An 18,879-nucleotide genomic window follows, 5' to 3' on the forward strand; every position below is an offset into this window, starting at 1 on the left:
CACTCAATTGACTGATTTGTAATTTACTAGATAGTAAATTCGTTCGGCCCCAGCCCTCGATGTCAGGAGTCCTCGTGCTCGACCGCCTCGCGCAGTCACTGCTGCTCAACCCGCCCGCGTTACCGCGCACCGTGGCGCGGCTCGTGCTCGGCGAACGGCACGAGATCGCGGGCAAGACCGTCCTGCTGACCGGCGCGTCGTCCGGCGTCGGCCGGGCCGCGGCGCTCGCGCTCGGCCGCGACGGCGCGCGGCTGATCCTGGTCGCCCGGACCACCGAACCGCTGCTCGAGGTCCGTGACGCGGTACGGGCGGCCGGTGGCCGGGCCGACAGCATCACCTGCGACCTGTCCGACCCCGGCGACACCGACGAGCTGGTCGAGACCGTCCTCGAGCAGTACGGCACGATCGACGTGCTGGTGAACAACGCGGGCCGCTCGATCCGCCGCCGCGCGGCCGAGGCCACCGACCGGTTCCACGACTACGAACGCACCATGGCGCTGAACTACTTCGGCGCCGCGCGGCTCACCATGGGGCTGCTGCCCTCGATGCTCGAGACCGGTGACGGGCACGTCGTCAACGTCGCCACCTGGGGCGTCGCTGCCGGCACGATGCCGATGTTCACCGCCTACCACGCTTCCAAGGCCGCGCTCGGCGCGTTCGGGCGCAGCCTCGGCGCCGAGACCAGGGCACGCGGCGTCCACGTCACCACCGTCGGATTCCCGCTGGTGCGGACCGAGATGATCGCCCCGACCGGCGCCTACGACGAGTCGGCGGCACTGACCGCCGAGCAGGCCGCGGACTGGATCCGCACCGCGATCCGCACGCGGCCGATCGAGCTGTATCCCCGCTACACCCGCATCCTGCAGGCCGTCGCGACGGTGTCGCCGCGCGCGGTCGACGCGGTCATCTGGCGCCTCGGGATCTGATCCACCCCCGATGACCGCACCGGAGTAGGGCCTGCCCCCTACCCGGGTACGGGTCGCGAACCGTTCCGCAGCGGGAGGTGTTGCAGCGCACCGGATTTCTACCGTCGAGACATGGCGACGATCGATCTCTCCCACACCCTGTCCCGCCTCCGGTTCCCCGCCGCACCCGCGGTCGGTGCCGGCACCGACCGCGCGCCCTGGCACGGCCCGCTGCTGGTGAACTCCGCGCTGATGAGCGCGCTCGTGCTGGTATCGGTCGTCGGCATGCTGGTCGACGACCGGATGCTGCTCGGCGAGTCGGTCTGGCTCAAACCCGCCAAGTTCGGGCTCGCCTTCGCCCTCTACGGCGTCACGCTGGCCTGGATCCTGCGGTTGCCACACCGGGGCAGGCGGGCCACCTGGTGGCTGGGCACCGTCTTTGCCGTGACCGGGATCGCCGACGTCGGGTTCATCGCGCTGCAGGCCGCGCGCGGCACGTTCAGCCATTTCAACACCGCCTCCGACACCGTCAACCAGATCGGTCAGCAGGTCTTCGCATCGGGTGTGCCCGGCCTGTTCCTCGCCAATCTCGTGCTGGCCGTGATCATCTCGTGGCAGAAGCTGGCCGATCGGCCTACCAGGATCGCGTTGAAGGCCGGGCTGTGGCTGGCGGTGGCGGGCATGATGCTCGGGTATCTGATGGGCTTCACCGGGCCGCAACTGGTGCGGCAGTCCGACGGCACCGTCGTCGGGCTGATGGCCGGGCACACCGTCCGCGCGGGTGGCCCGCACGGCGACGCGGTCCGCGACGGGGTCGGCGCCATGCCGCTGACCCACTGGAGCACCACCGGCGGCGATCTGCGGATCCCGCACTTCGTCGGCCTGCACGGCATCCAGGTGCTGCTGCTGCTGGCCGTCGTGCTGGTCGCGCTGGCTCCCCGGTACCGGTGGCTGCGCGAGGAGACCGTCCGCGCGGCACTGCTCGGTGTCGCGGTGCTGGGCTACTTCGGGTTGCTCACCCTCGTGCTCTGGCAAGCACTGCGCGGTCAGCCGCTGACCAGCCCCGACCTCGCCACCGCGGGTGCCGCGACGGCACTCGCGCTGCTCGTCGCGGGTGGGGTGACCGCCGTCCACCTGCGGGCCCGCGAATCCGCCGACATCAGCTAGCCTCGCTCGGCAGTCCGGCCCATCGCACCGAGGTGCGGTGGGCCGCACCGGGTTTCAGCGCAACCGCTCGGCTTCTCGCGACAGCTGCACCAGGGTGGCGCTGAGCTGCGCCAGCTCCGCGTGCTCGGCACCTTCGGCCACCGCCGTCGCGACGTCCTCCGCGGCGCATCTGGCCGCGAACCAGCGATCGGCCAGATCCGCGGATTCCTGGGCGGACAGCACCACGGCGTCCTCCGGAATCCCGGTTCCCTTGAGGCTGGTGCGGTGCTCGTAGGCTCGTTGGCGGCACGACTGGCGGCAATAGCGGCGACGGCGCCCCGACTCGGAATCCACGATCTCCCGCCCGCACCACAGGCAGGACAGCAGGCGACTGCGCGACATGCTGCGAAACCCTATCGGTCCGGCGCCCGATCGGGCGGCTCAGGTCTCGCTCAGCGGGCACGAACCGGGCCGTCCCGGCTCAGGGGCCGCCCGGCCGATTCGTCGTTGCGACTACAATGGAACAGTTCAGAGGTCCCGTGCGTTAACGGTAGGACCACGACCGGCGCCAGCCGCCAAAGACAGGGAGCACACATGGCAGATCGCGTACTCCGAGGCAGTCGGCTCGGAGCGGTGAGCTACGAGACCGACCGCGACCACGACCTGGCCCCCCGCCGGATCGCCCGCTACCGCACCGACAACGGTGAGGAGTTCGACGTCCCGTTCGCCGACGACGCGGAGATCCCGCCGACCTGGCTGTGCCGTAACGGCCAGGAAGGTCAGCTCATGGAGGGCACCACGGTGGAGACCAAGAAGGTCAAGCCGCCGCGCACCCACTGGGACATGCTGCTGGAGCGTCGCAGCAAGGAGGAGCTCGAGGAGCTGCTCAAGGAGCGCCTGGAGCTCCTGAAGACGCGCCGCCGCGGCTGAGGCTCCTCCGCCCTCCCCGGGATTCAGGCCAGACACAGGAGCGCTACCGGAAGCCAGGCGGCTGCCGGTAGCGCTCCTTTGTGTTTGCCCGTACCCGGTGAGTTACCCATGTTCTTGCCGAACAGGTGGCACCGGGTAGTCGAAAGATCAGTGGCTGGCGACCTTTCGGTACTGCAATAGCGCCGCCGGCATGGCGACGGCGAGGATGACCACCGAGCAGATGATCGCGTAGAGGACGCAGTTGTCGGCGGCCCAGCCGGTGGCGGGGGCGAACGACGGTGGGGCGTCGTTGTCGAACAGCTTGCGGCCCGCGGCCGAGACCGCGGTGATCGGGTTCCACTCGGCGATGGTGCGCAGCGGGCCCGGCAGCGTCTCGGCGGAGATGAACGCCGAGGAGATGAACGACAGTGGGAACATCCAGATCAGGCCCGCGCTCTGCGCGACCTCGACGGTCGGCGAGATCAGGCCGGTGAGGGCACCGACCCACGACATCGCGAACGCGAACAACAAGATGATGGCGAAGGCCAGCACGGCGTCGGCGACACTGCCGTGGATGCGCCAGCCGACGATATAGCCGCAGATCACCATCACGCCCAGACTGAGGACGTTGACCACCAGGTCGGACAGCGTCCGACCCATCAGCACCGCCAGCCGCGACATCGGCAGCGTCCGCATCCGGTCGATGATGCCCTTCTGCAGGTCGCCCGCGAGCCCGACCGTGGTGAACGCGGCGTTGAACGCGACCGTCTGGGTGAAGATGCCCGCGAGCAGGAACTCGCGATACTGGTCGCCGCCCAGCGACGCGCCGAAGATGTACGCGAACAGGAACACGAACATCAGCGGCTGGATCGTCGCGGTGACCAGCAGGGTCGGCACCCGCAGGATGGTCAGCAGATTGCGGTGCGCCACGATCGCGCTGTCACGGATGAACCGGGCCCGCGGCGGCGCCTCGTCGGGAGCGGCGGGCCGGGGTGTACTCGTCTGAATCGGCAGCTCACGGGTCTCGTACTCGTCCGCGACCTCCGGTGCCATGCTCACGACCGCACCTCGCCGGCATTCGGCTCCGTCGTGCGCGTGCGCACGCTGTCTCGATGGTTCGCTCGCCGAGGCTCGCTCACGACAGGATCTCCTCTTGCACATCGTCGGTTTCGGGTTCGGCGGCCGGCTCGGCCGGGGTGCCGGTGAGGGAAAGGAACACGTCGTCGAGGGTGGGGCGGACGACGACGGCGTCGACGACGCACACGCCCGCGTCGTCGAGGCGACGCAGCGCTTCGACCATCGTGCGCGAGCCGTTGCCCACCACCACCGACACCTCGTCGCTGCCGGGTTCGTGGATCGGTTCACCGACGCCGACCTGCTGCAGCACCTGCACCGCGGGGCTCGGGTTCTGTCCCGCGGCCAGGGTGACGGTCAGCCGGTCGCCGCCGATGGAGGTCTTCAGTTCGTCGGCCGAGCCGCGCGCGATGACCGTGCCCTTGTCGATGACCGTGATCCGGTCGGCGAGCAGGTCGGCTTCCTCGAGGTACTGGGTGGTGAGCAGCACGGTGGTGCCGTCGTCGACGAGGTCGCCGATCACCTGCCACATGTCCAGGCGCCCGCGCGGGTCCAGGCCGGTGGTCGGCTCGTCGAGCACCACCACCGGCGGCCGGGCCACCAGCGCGCCCGCCAGGTCGAGCCGGCGCGCCATACCGCCGGAGTAGGTCCCCGCGCGCCTGCCCGCCGCGTACTCCAGGCCGAGCGCGTTGAGCAGCTGTTCGGCGCGCGCGACGGCCTGCTTGCGGGACATGCCGTACAGCCGCGCCACCATCCGCAGGTTCTCGTATCCGGTCAGGTTCGCATCGACCGCCGCGTACTGGCCGGACAGGCCGATCCTGGTGCGCGCGGTGGCCGGATCGGCCAGCACGTCGACACCGGCGACCCGGATCGAGCCGGCGTCGGGCCGCAACAGCGTGGTGACGACCCGCACGGTGGTCGTCTTGCCCGCGCCGTTGGGACCCAGCAGGCCGAGGACCGTGCCCGCCGGGATCTCCAGGTCGATCTCCTTCAGCACGCGCACCTTGCCGTAACTCTTGGCCAGGCCACGTACTTCTACCGCCAAACTCACGGACGCATCTCCTTCTGGCCGCCGCCGCACACGGTGATCTCCGGGACCGCGTCGAGGTGGCGATGCAGCACGGGGCCGATCGCCGCCAGCGATTCCGGCGTGGTCATCGCCGCATGCCTGCAGGGCAGGTCGTGGTTGTGGATGTTGCCGGTGACGAACGGCTGCCAGGCCTCGGCCCGCCGGGCCGGATCGGCGGCGTTGATCTCGTCCGCCGCAGCGGTGAAGAACACGAGATCGCCGTCGAAGGTGCGCGGCCGGAACCGGTTCGCCATCACCGTGCCGTCGGCGTACCCGGTGTAGAGCCGCTCGAGGTTCTCGACCGAGAGCGCGGCGAACGGGCCCGGCTGTGCCCGCAGCAGATCCGCCGCTTCACGCAGGTCGATATCGGCGGGCAGCGCTGCCCCGCCGAGGATGTCGGCGCCGAACTCGCCGAGGATGTCGGCCACGCTCGGCATCGCGGTGTCGAGCCAGCGGTCGCCGAGCTGGTAGCTGTCCATCATGGCCAGCAGTGCGACGTCCTCCCCCGCGTCCTGCAGCTGCACCGCCACCTCCTGCGCGATCAGGCCGCCGAGCGACCAGCCGAGCAGGTGGTACGGGCCGTGCGGCTGGATCGACTTGATGTGCGCGACATAGTGTCCGGCGGCCTCGGGGATCGAGGTGAACCGGTCGTCGCCGGAGACGTGCGGCGCCTGCAGGCCGTACACCGGGCGCTGGGGCGCCAGGTGGGCGAGCAGTCCGGCGTAGCACCAGGCCAGGCCGATCGCGGGGTGCACGCAGAACAGCGGGGTGTCGTGCGGGCCGGTGGACGGGCGGATGGCGAGCACCGGGCCCGTCGCCGCCGCCATCGCCGCGCCCGCGTCGGCACCGTCGAGCCGGGCCGCGATACCGGCCGGGGTGGCGTCGCCGAACATCAGCTGCACCGGCATTTCGTAGCCCTGCTCACGCAGCGCCGCAACGACTTTGGTGGCCAGCAGCGAGTTGCCGCCGAGTTCGAAGAACCCGTCGTCGGCACCGACCCGCTCCACCCCGAGTACCTCGGCGAACACCGTGCACAGCGCCACCTCGGCCGGGGTCACCGGCGCGCGGTAGCCCTCGGATGCGAGGAACACCGGCTCGGGCAGCCGGGCCCGGTCCAGCTTGCCTACCGGGCTGAGCGGCACCTCGTCGAGCAGCATGACCGACTGCGGGACCATGTAGTTCGGCACGTGCCCGCCGACGTGGTCGAGCAGTTCCCGCACCGTCGGCGCGGTCCCGGCCCTGGCCTTCACGTACGAGACGAGCGCGGTGACGCCCGCCTGGGTGGTGTGCCCGATGGTGAGCGCGAACTCGACATCGGCGTGCCTGCCGAACGCGACGTCGATCTCGCCGAGTTCGATCCGGAAGCCGCGCACCTTCACCTGGTGGTCGGTGCGGCCCACGTACTCGACGTCGAGCGCCGACTTCGCGCCGTCGCGCCAGCGCACCAGGTCGCCCGTGCGGTACATCCGTTCGCCCGGTGCGCCATAGGGATTGGCGACGAATCGCTGGGCGGTCAGGCCCGGCCGGTTGTGGTAGCCGCGAGCCAGCGCCGAGCCGGCCAGCTGCAGCTCGCCGGTGACGCCGATCGGGGTCGGGTGCAGCCGCCGATCCAGCACGGTGGCGCTGACGCCCCGGATCGGGCCACCGATGGTGATCGGTCCCTGCGGGCTCATCGGCTGCGGCATCAGCGTGACGATCGTCGTCTCCGTCGGGCCGTACACGTTGTAGAAGTTGCGTCCCGGCGCCCACCGGGCCAGCAGGTCCGGCGGCAGCGCCTCGCCACCGACGAGCACGTGCGCCAGCGAGTGGACCCCCGCCGGGTCGACGGTGCCGAGCGCGGCGGTGGTGATGAACGCGTGCGTGATCCGCTCCCGGATGAACAGCTGCCGCAGATCCTCGCCGCCGACGATCCCGGACGGCGCGATCACCAGGGTCGCCGCCCCGCCGAGCGCGAACAGGATGTCGAGCATCGACCCGTCGAAGCTCGGCGTGGCGAAGTGCAGGACCCGGCTGCCGGGCCGCACGTCGTACCGCTCCGCGCACTCGGCGGCGAAGTTCGAGATGCCGCCGTGGGTCACCACCACGCCCTTGGGCGTACCGGTGGAGCCGGAGGTGTAGACCACGTACGCCGGGTTGGCCACACGCAGCGGCCGGATCCGGTCGGCGTCGGTGACCGGCGAATCGTCGGTGCCGAGCACGGTCGCGCGGGTATGCGGGTCGTCGAGCACCAGCCAGCGGCAGTCGCCGGGCAGCCGATCACGGTGCGCCAGCAGCGTCAGGCCGACGGCAGCACCGGAATCGGTGAGCATGTGGCTGATCCGCTGAGCCGGGTAGTTCGGGTCGACCGGCACGAACGCCGCACCGGCCTTGGCGACCGCGAGCATCGTCGCCACCGACTCGACCGAGCGCGGAATACCCAGGGCCACCAGGCTTTCCGGGCCGATCCCCTGACCGATGAGCACCCGGGCGAGCCGGTTGGTCCAGCGATCGAGCGCGTCGTAGGTGACGACGGTGTCGCCGGCGCACAGCGCCACCGCGTCCCTGGACCGGGCGACGGCGGCACCGAACACCGCGGCGAAGCTGACCGGGGTGTCCGCGCGGGTGCCGTGTACCGGCGCGAGCGCGGTCCACTCGACGGCGTCGAGCAGCGCGAGATCGCCCACGGCCGTGTTCGGGTCGGCGGCGACCGCGGTGAGCAGCCGCACCAGCCGGTCGCCCAGCCTGCGCGCGGTGACCTCGTCGAACAGGTCCGCCGCGTAGTTCACCGCCAGCGTGACGCCGTCAGCTACGCGCGCGGCGGTCTCGGTCTCGGTGAAGGTGAACTGCAGGTCGAACTTGGCGATGCCGGCGTCGGCCTCGACCGCCTCGATCCGCAGCCCGGGCAGCTCGAGCATCCGCACCGGGGCGTTGCGCACCGACAGCATCACCTGGAACAGCGGGTGATGGGCCTGGGAGCGGGCCGGATTGAGCACCTCGACGAGCCGTTCGAACGGCATGTCGGCGTTGGCGAACGCGTCGAGGTCGCGGTCACGCACGGACCTCAGCAGGTCGATGAAGGCCCGCTCGTCGGTGACCTCGGTGCGCAGCACCAGGGTGTTGACGAACATGCCGATCATCGCGTCCAGGGCCGGGTGGCCACGGCCCGCCGTGGCGGTGCCGACGGCGATGTCGTCGTCGCCGGTGACCCGGTGCAGCAGAACGGCCAGCGCCGCGTGCAGCACCATGAACATGCTGACGTTGTTGGCGGTGGCGATGCTGCGCAGCGCCCGGTGGGTGGCCGCGTCGACCTCGCAGTCGACGGTGCCGCCCCGGTAGGAGGGCACCGGCGGGCGCGGCCGGTCGGCCGGGACCGTGAGCAGCTCGGGCAGCCCGTCGAGCGCGCCACGCCAGTGCGCGAGCTGCTTGCTGATCAGCGAGTCGGGATCGTCCTCGGTGCCGAGGATTTCCTGCTGCCACAGCGTGTAGTCGGTGTACTGGATCTCCGGGATCAGCTCACCGAACGGCTCGCCTTCGCGGATGCCGCGGTAGGCGGCGGCCACTTCCCCGGCCAGCGGTTCCAGCGACCAGCCGTCCATCGCGATGTGGTGCACGACGAGCACCAGCACGTGCTCCTTCGACCCCGCGACGGCCAGCTTGGCCTGGGCGGGCACCGGCAGGCCGGTGTGGTCGACGGTGATCAGCGCGGCCCGCATCGGCACCGAGGACGACAGGTCGAATCCCGGTGTGACGAAGCGGGTCACCGCGGCGCCGACCTCGTCAGGGGTGGCCATCGCATGGAACAGCGTGACGGCCGCGACCTCCGGATCGAGCACGAGCTGTTCGGGCTCACCCGCGCTCTCCGGGAACACCGTGCGCAGCGTCTCGTGCCGACGTTGCACCGTATGCAAAGACGCAATGAGTGCATCCAGGTCGATCGGACCGTGCAGGCGCAGCACGACCGGGATGTTGTAGGCGCCCGCCGACTGGCTCTCGCCCTCGACGCCCGCGTTGAACCGGTTCAGGAACCAGAGCCTGCGCTGGGCCGCGGACAACGGAATCCGTTCCGGGCGTTCCTGCTTCACCAGGTCGGGGCGGCCCTCGTCGCCGGACGGCCCGGATTCGATGAGCGCGGCCAGTTCTTCGACGGTCGGCGCGGCGAACACGGTCCGCACCTCCAGCCGGACATTGCTGGCCGCGGCCAGCCGCGCCACCAGCTGGGTGGCCAGCAGCGAGTTGCCGCCGATGTCGAAGAAGCTGTCGGTGGCCGAGACCTCGTTGCCGCCGACCAGCTCCTGGAACACCCGCGCGACGAGTCGCTCGGACGCGGTCTGCGGCGCGCGGCCCGCGGTGGCGGTGAACTCCGGTTCCGGCAGCGCGCCCCGGTCCAGCTTGCCGACCGGGGTGAGCGGCACGCGGTCGAGCAGGGTCAGCGACGCGGGCACCATGTGACCGGCCAGCCGGGCCGCCGCGTGGTTGCGCACCCGGGCCAGTTCGGTCGGGTCGGTGCCCTCGGCCAGCTGCACCCAGGCCACGATCCGGTCGTCGCCGGCGATCCGCCTGACCTCGGTGTGCGCGAACCGCACCGCGGGGTGACTGCCGAGCACGGCGCTGATCTCGCCGAGCTCGATCCGGAAGCCGCGCACCTTGACCTGGTGGTCGCTGCGGCCCAGGTAGTCCAGTTCGCCGTCGGCGGTCCAGCGCACGACGTCGCCGGTGCGGTACATCCGGGCGCCCGCGGGTCCGGCCGGATCCGCGACGAAGCGCCCGGCCGTGAGGCCGAACCGCTCGTGATACCCCTGCGCGATGCCGGCGCCGCCGAGGTACAGCTCGCCGGGCACGCCGGTCGCGACCGGGCGCAACCGCTCGTCCAGCACCAGGACCTGCGCACCACGCACCGGCGTACCGATGGTCACCGGAACACCCACGCGCAGCTGCGACATCGCCGCGATGACGGTGAATTCGGTGGGGCCGTAGGCGTTCACGAACCGCCCGGCCCGGCGCCCAGTTCTCCACCAGGTCCGGCGGCACGGCCTCGCCACCGGCCATGAGTCCGCGCAGCCGCGGCAGCGGCCAGCGGGTGGCATCGATCGAGGCGAGCACCGCCGGGGTGAGGAAGGTGTGGGTGATGTCCTCGCGCTCGAGCAGTGCGCCGAGTTCGTCGCCGCCGTAGATGTCGATCGGGCCGATCACCATCTCGGCGCCGGACCAGACCGCCAGCAGCATGTCGAGCACGGAGACGTCGAAGCTGGGCGTGGAGAAGAAGAACGTGCGGGCGAACCGGTCCAGGCCCATCCGTTCTTGGAGATCCACCGCCAGGCTGACCAGGCCGCTGTGGGTGACGGTCACGCCCTTCGGCAGACCGGTGGAGCCCGAGGTGTAGATCTGGTAGGCCAGGTCGGCCGGGTGCACCGGCCGGATCCGCTCGGCGTCGGTGATGGGAACGCTGTCGTAGCCGGCCAGTTCGGCGTGCAGTTCCTCGTCGTCCACCAGCAGCCACTGGGTGTCGATCGGACCGGCCGCCGCACGCAGGGCCTCGACGTCGGCCGTGGTGGTCAGGACCGCACGCGCGCCCGAGTCGGTGAGCATGTGCCGCACCCGATCCGCCGGGTAGCGCGGATCGACCGGCACGAACGCCGCGCCGCTGGCCGCGACGCCGAAAATGGCCAGCGCGCACTCCAATCCGCGGGTCAGGCCGACGGCGACACGGTCACCGGTGCCGATGCCACGGGCGATCAGCGCGCGGCCGAGCCGGTGCGCCCGGAAGCCGACCTCGTCGTAGTTCAGCTCCCCCACCGCGCCCGCGACGCTGCCGCCGGCGAACCAGCGCAGGGCAGGCCGATGCGCGAAGGTGGTGGCCGCGCGTTCGATGATGTCGGCCAGCACGATCGGGGTCACCGGGGCCGGTCCCTGTGCGGGTACCAGGGCACGGCGCTCGGACACCGTGAGGGCGTCGACCTCGCACACCAGCCGACGCGGATCGGCCGTCACCTGGGTGAGGATCTCGACGAACCGGGTGGCCATGGTCTCGACCGTCGCGGCGTCGAACAGCTCCGCGGAGTACACGAAGTCGAACCGGCGGGTCTCGCCCGCGTCCGGCGCCACCCGCAGTTCCAGATCGAACTTGGCGCGGGCGATGTCGAGTTCCTCGGCGGCCAGCCGCAGGCCGGGCAGTTCCAGTTCCGGCGTGCGGTCGTCCTGCATGCTCAGCGCGACCTGGAACAGCGGGTGCCGATTGCTCGCCCTGCTGTCGCGGCCGAGCGCGTCGACGACGCGCTCGAACGGCAGGTCGGAGTTGGCGATCGCGGCCAGTTCGTCGTCGCGGTCGGCGTGCAGCAGGTCGACGAAGCTGCGGCCCGGGTCCACGTCGGACCGCAGGACCAGCGTGTTGACGAACATGCCGACCAGATCGTCGAGCTGGATGTCGGTGCGGCCCGCCACCGGCGTGCCGATCGGGATGTCGCGGCCACCGGTGACGCTGCGCAGCAGCACCGCCAGCGCCGAGCGGACCACCATGAACAGGCTGACGCCCGCCTCGGCCGCCAATTCCTGCATGGCGTTCTGCAGCGGCGCCGAGATCTCGCACCGCACGCTGCCCGCGACTCCGGTCGGCTCGGCCGGCCGGGGCCGGTCGAACGGCAACGGCAGTTCGTCGGGCAGTTCGGCCAGGGCGGCACGCCAGTGTGCGAGCTGAGTCGCGGCGATGCTGTCCGGGTCGTCCTCGGCGCCGAGGACCGCGCGCTGCCACAGGCTGAAGTCGGCGTACTGCACGGGAAGTGGCGCACGCACCGGCTCGGTGCCCGCCGACCTGGCCACATACGACAGCGCCAGATCCCGGGTGAGCGGGCCGAGCGACCAGCCGTCGGCGGCGATGTGGTGCACGACGACGCCGAGCAGATGCTCCTCCGGCCCGACCCGCAGCAGCCGCGCGCGCAGCGGCGGCTGGCTCGTCAAATCGAACCCCTGCCGGGCCAGCCCGGTCAGCGCGTCGAGCGCCCGGTCGGGATCGGTCTCGACGGACTCGATCGCGGGCACCGCCGCGGCGACCGGCAGCACGATCTGCTGGGCGCCCGACAGATCCTCCGGGAAGATCGTGCGCAGCACCTCGTGGCGCTCCACCAGATCGGTGAGTGCGGACCGCAAAGCGCTGATGTCCAGATCTCCGCCGATTCGCAAGACGAATGCGATGTTGTAGGCGCTGGATTCGGGGGACAATCTGTTGAGGAACCACAGCCGCTGCTGCGGCAGCGACAGTGGTATGCGTCCCGGGCGTGGGGTGTGTACCGCCAGCGCCACCCGCTGCGTCCGGGGCGCTTCCGTGATCAGCTGGGCGATACCCGCCACGGTCGGCGCCTCGAAGATCTGCCGGACCGGCAGGTCCACACTGAAATCCGCGTGCACGGCCGCCGCGAGCCGGGTGGCCAGCAGCGAGTTGCCACCGATCTCGAAGAAGCTGTCCTCCGCGCCGGGCACCGGGCGGCCGAGAATCTCGGTGAACACCGCGGCGACCCGCATCTCCAGGTGCGTGCGCGGTGCCCGCGATCCGGTGGCGACCGCGAATTCCGGTGCGGGCAGCGCCTTGCGGTCGAGTTTGCCCGCCGGGGTCACCGGCATCCGGTCCAGCACGGCCAGCGCGGCGGGCACCATGTAGCCGGGCAGCCTGCCGCGCGCGGTGTCGAGCACCGCGGCCGGGTCCACCGGGCGGTCGGCGGTCACGTACGCCGCGAGCCGCTGCTGGCCCTGCTCGTCGACGTGCACGACGGTCAGCGCCGAGCGCACGCCCGGGTGTTCCCGCAGCACGTGGTCGATCTCGCGCAGTTCGATGCGGAAGCCGCGGATCTTGATCTGGTCGTCGGCGCGGCCGAGGAAGCGCAACCGGCCCACGGCGTCGGAGACGACGAGATCGCCGGTGCGGTACATGCGTTCGCCGACCCGACCATGCGGGTTGGCGACGAACCGCTGCGCGGTGAGCGCGAGCTTGCCCAGATAGCCGCGCGCGACACCGGGACCCGACACGTAGAGCTCACCCGGCGTGCCCGGCGGCACCGGGTGCAGGCGGCCGTCGAGCACGAACAGCCGCATACCGCGCACCGGCGCGCCCAGCGGCACCGGCTCCCCCGCCACCATGGCCGCGCTCGCGGTGACCGCGACGGTCGCCTCCGACGGGCCGTACATGTTGTGCATCCGGTAGTTCGTCGCCCACCGCTGCACCAGCTCGTCCGAGCAGGCCTCGCCACCGACGATGACCGTGCCCAGATCCGGGAAGTCGCCCGCGGGCACCGTGGCCAGCGCGGCCGGGGTGATGAACGCGTGGGTGATCCGCTCCGAGCGCAGGAAACCCGCCAGTTCCGCGCCGCCGTACAGGTCGGCGGGCGCGACGACGATGGTCGCCCCCGCGGCGAAGCCGAGCAGCAGCTCGAGCACCGAGGCGTCGAAGCTGGGCGAGGAGAAGTGCATGGTCCGCGCCGCGTCGGTCACCTTGAACAGCTGCGTCTGCTCGCTGGCGAGCGAGGCGATGCCGGCATGGGTGACCACGACCGCCTTGGGCGTGCCCGTCGACCCGGAGGTGTAGATCAGGTACGCGGGCTGACCGGCGCGCATCGGGTGCCTGCGGTCGGTGTCGGTGAGCGGGGTGGCCGAGCGGCTCGCGCAGTCGGCCTCGAAGTCGGCCGTGCCGAACACCAGCCACTCCGGCGCCTTTCGGTGCTTGCCCGTGGTGGTGGGCAGCGCCGCGAGGTGCTCGGGCAGGGTGAGCCCGAGCGCGGCGCCGGAGTCGCCGATCATGTGGGCGATCCGCTCGGCCGGGTAGGCCGGATCGACGGGCACGTAGGCGGCGCCGGACTTGGCCACCGCCCAGATGGCGACGATCGATTCCAGGCTGCGCGGCAGCGCGACCGCGACGACGGCCTCCGGACCGACGCCGTGCGCGATCAGGCTGCGCGCCAACCGGTTCGAGCGCTCGTCGAGTTCGCGGTAGGTGGTGTCGAAGCCGAGGTACCGCACGGCGACGGCGTCGGGCAGTCGCTGCGCGGTCTCGCCGAGCAGCCGGGCCAGGGTGCCCGCCGGCTCGGCGGGCGCGCCTGCGACGGGCACCAGCCGCGCGATCTCGCGACGCTCGAGCAGGTCGAGATCGCCGGTTGGCCGCGTCGGGTCGGCCACCACCGCGGCCAGCAGGCCGGTGAACCGGCGGGCGATCGCCTCGACCGTGGTGCGGTCGAACACGTCGGTGGCGAAACCGAATTCGGCGTCCAGCGGACCGTCGTCGTGGTTGTCGCGCACCTCGAGCTGCAGGTCGAACTTGGCGACGCCGGACTCCAGCGGCACGAGTTCGGCACTGACACCGGGCAATTCGACGCGTAGCTCCGGGGTGCGGTCATAGGACAGCATCACCTGGAACAGCGGGTGCCGAGCGGTCGAGCGTTCCGGATTGACGAGGTCGACCAGTCGCTCGAACGGCACGTCGGGGTTGGCGAAGGCGTCGAGGTCGGTCTCGCGGACCTGGTCGAGCATGCGGTCGAAACCGGCGCCCAGGTCGACCTCGGTGCGCAGCACCAGCGTGTTGACGAACATGCCGACCAGCTCGTCGAGCGCCGGATCGGACCGGCCCGCGATGGGCGTGCCGATGGTGATGTCGCTGCTCGCGCAGACCCGCGCCAGCAAGGTCGCCAGCACCGCGTGCAGCACCATGAACATGCTGACGCCGTGGCTGTGCGCGAGTTCGCTCACGGCGCGGCGCAGCTCGGCGTCGATGGTGAATCCCACCGTGTCGCCGCCGGTGCCGCGCCGCAGCGGGCGCGGCCGGTCCAGCGGCAGGTCGAGCTGATCGGGCAGGCCCGCCAGCGCGTCGCGCCAGTGGCCCAGCTGTTTGCCCAGCGGCGCCTCGGGATCGGTCTCGTCGCCGAGCAGTTCCCGCTGCCACAGCGCGAAGTCGGCGTACTGCACCGGCAGCGGAGTCCACTGCGGCGCGGTGCCTTCGGCTCGTGCGGCCACGGCGGACATCAGGTCCCTGGCCAGCGGTGCGATCGACCAGCCGTCACCGCTGATGTGGTGCAGCACCACCAGCAGCACGTGATCGTCGGCGCCGACCCGGTACAGGGCCACCCGCAGCGGCGTCTCGGTGCACAGGTCGAAACCGCGCCCGGTCTCCTCGGCGACCAGGGCGGTGAGGTCGGCGGCGATGACGTCGACCGGTGCCAGTTCCGGTTCCACCGCGGCGGCGGGATGGATCAGCTGGTAGGCGCCGTCCGGCCCCTCCGGGAAACTGGTGCGCAGGCTCTCGTGACGATGGAGCACGTCCCGCAGACCGGCCCGCAGCGCGGCGAGGTCGAGGTGCCCGGTCAGCCGCAGCGCGAGCGGCATGTTGTACGCGGCGGCGTGCTCGGCGAACCGGTTGAGAATCCACAGCCGCTGCTGGGCCAGCGACAGCGGCACCCGCTCGGGCCGGACCGCGGGAACCAGCTTCGGCGTGGAGGTTTCGGGCTTGTGGGTGCTGATGTACCCGGCCAGCGCCGCGATGGTCGACGCCTCGAACAGTTCCCGGATGGTCAGGTTCGCGTCGAGGGTGGTGTTGATCCGCGCGACCGCGCGCGCGGCGACCAGGGAGTTGCCGCCGAGGTCGAAGAAGCTGTCCTCGACGCCGATCGCGGTGCCGTCGAGGGCGAGCACCTCGGTGAAGATCTCGGCGAGGGCGCATTCCAGCTCGGTCTGCGGTGCGGCGGCACCGGTGGTGAGCCGCACGCCGATGGTGGGCTCCGGCAGCGCCTTGCGGTCGACCTTGCCGTTGGCGCTCAACGGCAGTTCGTCGAGCACGACCAGCGCCGAGGGCACCATGTAGGACGGCAGGCCACGGCGCAGGCCCGCCAGCAGAACGGCGGGCTCGGGCGCAGCGCTGCCCGGCGCGGCCACGACGTAGGCGACGAGTTCGTCGTCGCCGGTGCGGCCCGCGCGGGCCACGCAGACCGCGCGCGCGATGTGGTCCTGGGCGAGCAACGCGGCCTCGATCTCGCCGAGTTCGATGCGCAGGCCGCGGATCTTGACCTGGAAGTCGGTGCGCCCCAGGTATTCCAGAACCGGCCGGTCGAGCTGCCAGCGGGCCAGGTCACCGGTGCGGTACATGCGCTCACCGGGCGTGAACGGATTGGCGACGAACCGGTCGGCGGTCAGATCGGGGCGGCCGAGGTACCCTCGCGCCAGCTGCGTGCCCGCCAGGTACAGCTCGCCGACGACCCCGGGCGGCACCGGCCGCAGCTGCGGATCGAGGACGTAGGTCTGGGTGTTCCACACCGGCGAGCCGATCGGCACCGTGGTCACCTCGGCCGGGCACGGCCAGTAGGTGACGTCGACCGCGGCCTCGGTGGGTCCGTACAGGTTGTGCAGCTCGGGACCGCCGGCCGGCCCGTGCAGCGCGGCGTGGAAATCGGTGACGGTGGCGCCCGGTAGCGCCTCACCACTGCAGAACACCCGGCGCAGCCCGGCCCCGCCGGCCACGCGCGGGTCGGTGACGAACAGTGACAGCATCGACGGCACGAAATGCGCTGTCGTGATGGATTTCTCGGTGATGATGCGGGCCAGGTAGGCCGGATCCCGGTGACCGTCCGGCGCGGCGATCACCAGGCGGGCACCGACCTGCAACGGCCAGAAGAACTCCCATACCGACACGTCGAAGGTGGCGGGTGTCTTCTGCAGCACGGCGTCGGTGTGGTCGAGCGGGTATTCGGCCTGCATCCAGCGCAACCGGTTGACGATCGACGCGTGCGTCACGCCGACACCCTTGGGCTTGCCGGTCGAGCCGGAGGTGAAGATGACGTAGGCGAGGTGTTCGGGGCGCAGCGGTGCGCGCCGATCGGCATCGGTGATCGGCGCGACGGCGTGCCCGGTGACATCGAGGGTGTCCAGATCCACCCGCACCGTGCCCTCGGGCAGGCGCACCATGTCACGGGCCGCGGTGAGCACGCACACCGGACGCGCCTGTGCCACGACGGCTTCGATCCGGTCGGCCGGGTGCTCCGGATCCAGCGGCAGGTAGGCGGCACCGGTGGCCAGGACCGCGTACATGCCGATGACCATCTCGATACTGCGGTGCAGGCACAGCCCGACCGTGGTCTCCGGGCCTGCCCCGCGCGTGATGAGCTCACGGGCCAGCTGGTTCACCCGGTCGCCGAGTTCGGCGTAACCGATGGCGCGGTCACCGAATTCGAGGGCGACGGCGTGCGGGCTGCGCCCCGCCTGGTCGGTGAACAGCGACACCAGCGTGGCGGTCGGCACCGGCATCTCGGTGGCGTTCCACTCCCGCAGGACCTTCGCCTGCTCGTCGCCGGTGATCGCGGTCAGCGCGCGGGCGGGCGTGGTGGGCTCGGCGGCCAGGAAGCGGGCGAGGAAATCCAGGTAGCGACCGTGATGGGCGGCCACCTCGGCCTCGCCGTAGAGCTTGGGGTTGGCTTCGAAGTCGAGCTGGATGCGGCCGCCGTCGCCGTTGTAGATGTTGATCGAGAGGTCCTCGACGGGGCCGGTCGCGAGCACGTGCAGCTGGCCCGCGATGTCGCCGAACTTCAGCTCGTCGTGGAACAGCATGATGTTGACCATCGGGCCGAAGAAGCCACGGGCGTCGCGGGAGTAGCCGCAGTCGCGGCGGATGTCGTCGGAGCGGTAGCGCTGGTGCCGCAGCGCGCCGGTGATCTGCAGCTCGGTCTGGCGCACGACGTCGGCGACGGTGGTGTGCTCGTCGAAGCGCACCCGCAGCGGCACCACGTTCGACACCACGCCCGCGGACCGGCGCAGCGCGACCGTGGTGCGGGCCGAGACCGGAAGGCTCAGAACGACATCGGGGTCACCGGTCACCGAACGCACGTAGGCGGCCAGCGCCGCGACGATCAGCGCCGAGTTGGCCGAGCCGTGCGTGGTGATCGCGTCGGTGAGCAGGGTGTCGAGATCGGGATCCAGGACCGCGGTGGCCCGATGACGGCCCGGATCGTGGGGGTCGCCGGTGACGGTCACCGAAGACAGCGTCATCGGCTCGCCCACGCCGGCGAGCTGTTCGGTCCAGTACTCGCGGTCGGCGCGGCAGCGGCTGGACTCGCGGTAGCGGGACTCGTCGGCGTAGAGGTCCACCAGCGCGGCGGCGCGCGACACCGACGGTTCGCGCTGTTCACCGACAGCGGTGTAGATCTCGGCCGTCCGCGTGAGCGCGTTCATCGCACCGTAACCGTCGATAACGATGTGGTGTCCGCGTTCGTACCAGAACCAGTCCCGGTCACCGATTCGCAACACGACATTGATGGTGAGCGGCTCGCGCTCCATATCGATCGGGGTGCTGGCGTGGTCGTTCATCCAGCGCAGCGCCGCGGCGCGCGGGTCGGGCTCGCCGCGCAGGTCGATCCGGGCCCAGCCCGGCCGCCAGGCCAGGTCGACCCGCTGGTGCGGCACGCCATCGATCTCGAGTAGGCGTACATGTCCCACCTGGGATTCGGCACCGAAGCGCTCGACCGCGTACAGCAGCCTGCCGACGTCCAGGTCACCGTGCAGTTCGACGTAGTGGGCGATCGTGAGGGGAATATCGGGCCGGATCCGTTGCGCGTACCACAGGGCCGTCTGACCGGGCGAGAGAGCGAACGGTTGGCCCGGATCGTCGTCGGTGACGCATGAGCTGACGCGGTCGGTGGCCAATGAACTCATCAAGCACTCCGTTCTGCCTTGTGTCACAACTCCCCGAGCAGCGCCCGGGCACACGACGGCCCTGGGCGTGGCTATCCACGCCCATTGATTCGGAGTACTCCGGCAGCCGGATGGCTACCGATGTGGATT

General features: G+C 71.2%; 7 protein-coding genes and 2 pseudogenes. 3 read left to right on the top strand and 6 right to left on the bottom strand.

Annotation, left to right across the window (positions count from 1 at the left end; translation table 11 throughout):
* The first annotated feature begins 59 nt into the window (after positions 1–59).
* Together NV348_RS00505 and NV348_RS00510 are read left to right on the top strand one after the other, a co-directional pair.
* Positions 60–926 carry an SDR family oxidoreductase gene (locus NV348_RS00505; protein WP_447145148.1) on the top strand — a complete coding sequence of 289 codons (867 nt, stop codon included), beginning with the start codon at positions 60–62 and terminating at the stop codon, positions 924–926.
* Positions 927–1,037: 111 nt separating this feature from the next.
* The gene (locus NV348_RS00510) at positions 1,038–2,072 is read left to right on the top strand and encodes a hypothetical protein (RefSeq protein WP_447145149.1); all 1,035 of its coding nucleotides are present in this window, start codon (positions 1,038–1,040) and stop codon (positions 2,070–2,072) included.
* A 54-nt stretch (positions 2,073–2,126) separates the two neighbouring features.
* Here NV348_RS00510 and NV348_RS00515 read toward each other — a convergent pair whose 3' ends face one another.
* A complete protein-coding gene (locus tag NV348_RS00515; RefSeq protein WP_447145150.1) occupies positions 2,127–2,453 on the bottom strand; it encodes a hypothetical protein in 327 nt (108 codons plus the stop codon).
* A gap of 192 nt (positions 2,454–2,645) precedes the next feature.
* On the opposite strand from NV348_RS00515, the gene NV348_RS00520 reads away from it, so the two are divergent.
* Positions 2,646–2,981, top strand: a complete 336-nt coding sequence (locus NV348_RS00520) for an RNA polymerase-binding protein RbpA (RefSeq protein ID WP_110040609.1) — start codon at positions 2,646–2,648, stop codon at positions 2,979–2,981.
* 147 nt (positions 2,982–3,128) lie between these two features.
* Here NV348_RS00520 and NV348_RS00525 read toward each other — a convergent pair whose 3' ends face one another.
* The 5 genes and pseudogenes from NV348_RS00525 to NV348_RS00545 form a co-directional block, all read right to left on the bottom strand.
* The gene (locus NV348_RS00525) at positions 3,129–4,019 is read right to left on the bottom strand and encodes an ABC transporter permease (protein WP_447145151.1); all 891 of its coding nucleotides are present in this window, start codon (positions 4,017–4,019) and stop codon (positions 3,129–3,131) included.
* Between the two features lie 76 nt (positions 4,020–4,095).
* Positions 4,096–5,085: an ATP-binding cassette domain-containing protein gene (locus NV348_RS00530; protein ID WP_447145152.1), complete on the bottom strand. Its 990-nt coding sequence runs from the start codon at positions 5,083–5,085 to the stop codon at positions 4,096–4,098.
* Positions 5,082–9,614 (bottom strand): non-ribosomal peptide synthetase, encoded by a 4,533-nt coding sequence (locus NV348_RS00535; RefSeq protein WP_447150891.1) that lies wholly within the window; start codon positions 9,612–9,614, stop codon positions 5,082–5,084. The genes NV348_RS00530 and NV348_RS00535 overlap by 4 nt, the downstream gene beginning before the upstream one ends.
* Positions 9,615–9,929: 315 nt before the next feature.
* Positions 9,930–10,166: pseudogene (locus NV348_RS00540) on the bottom strand (AMP-binding protein); the annotation flags it as partial.
* A pseudogene (locus NV348_RS00545) lies at positions 10,144–18,750 on the bottom strand (non-ribosomal peptide synthetase); the annotation flags it as partial. The pseudogenes NV348_RS00545 and NV348_RS00540, both read right to left, overlap by 23 nt.
* Positions 18,751–18,879: the final 129 nt, after the last annotated feature.

Source organism: Nocardia fodinahabitans, from assembly GCF_052983615.1.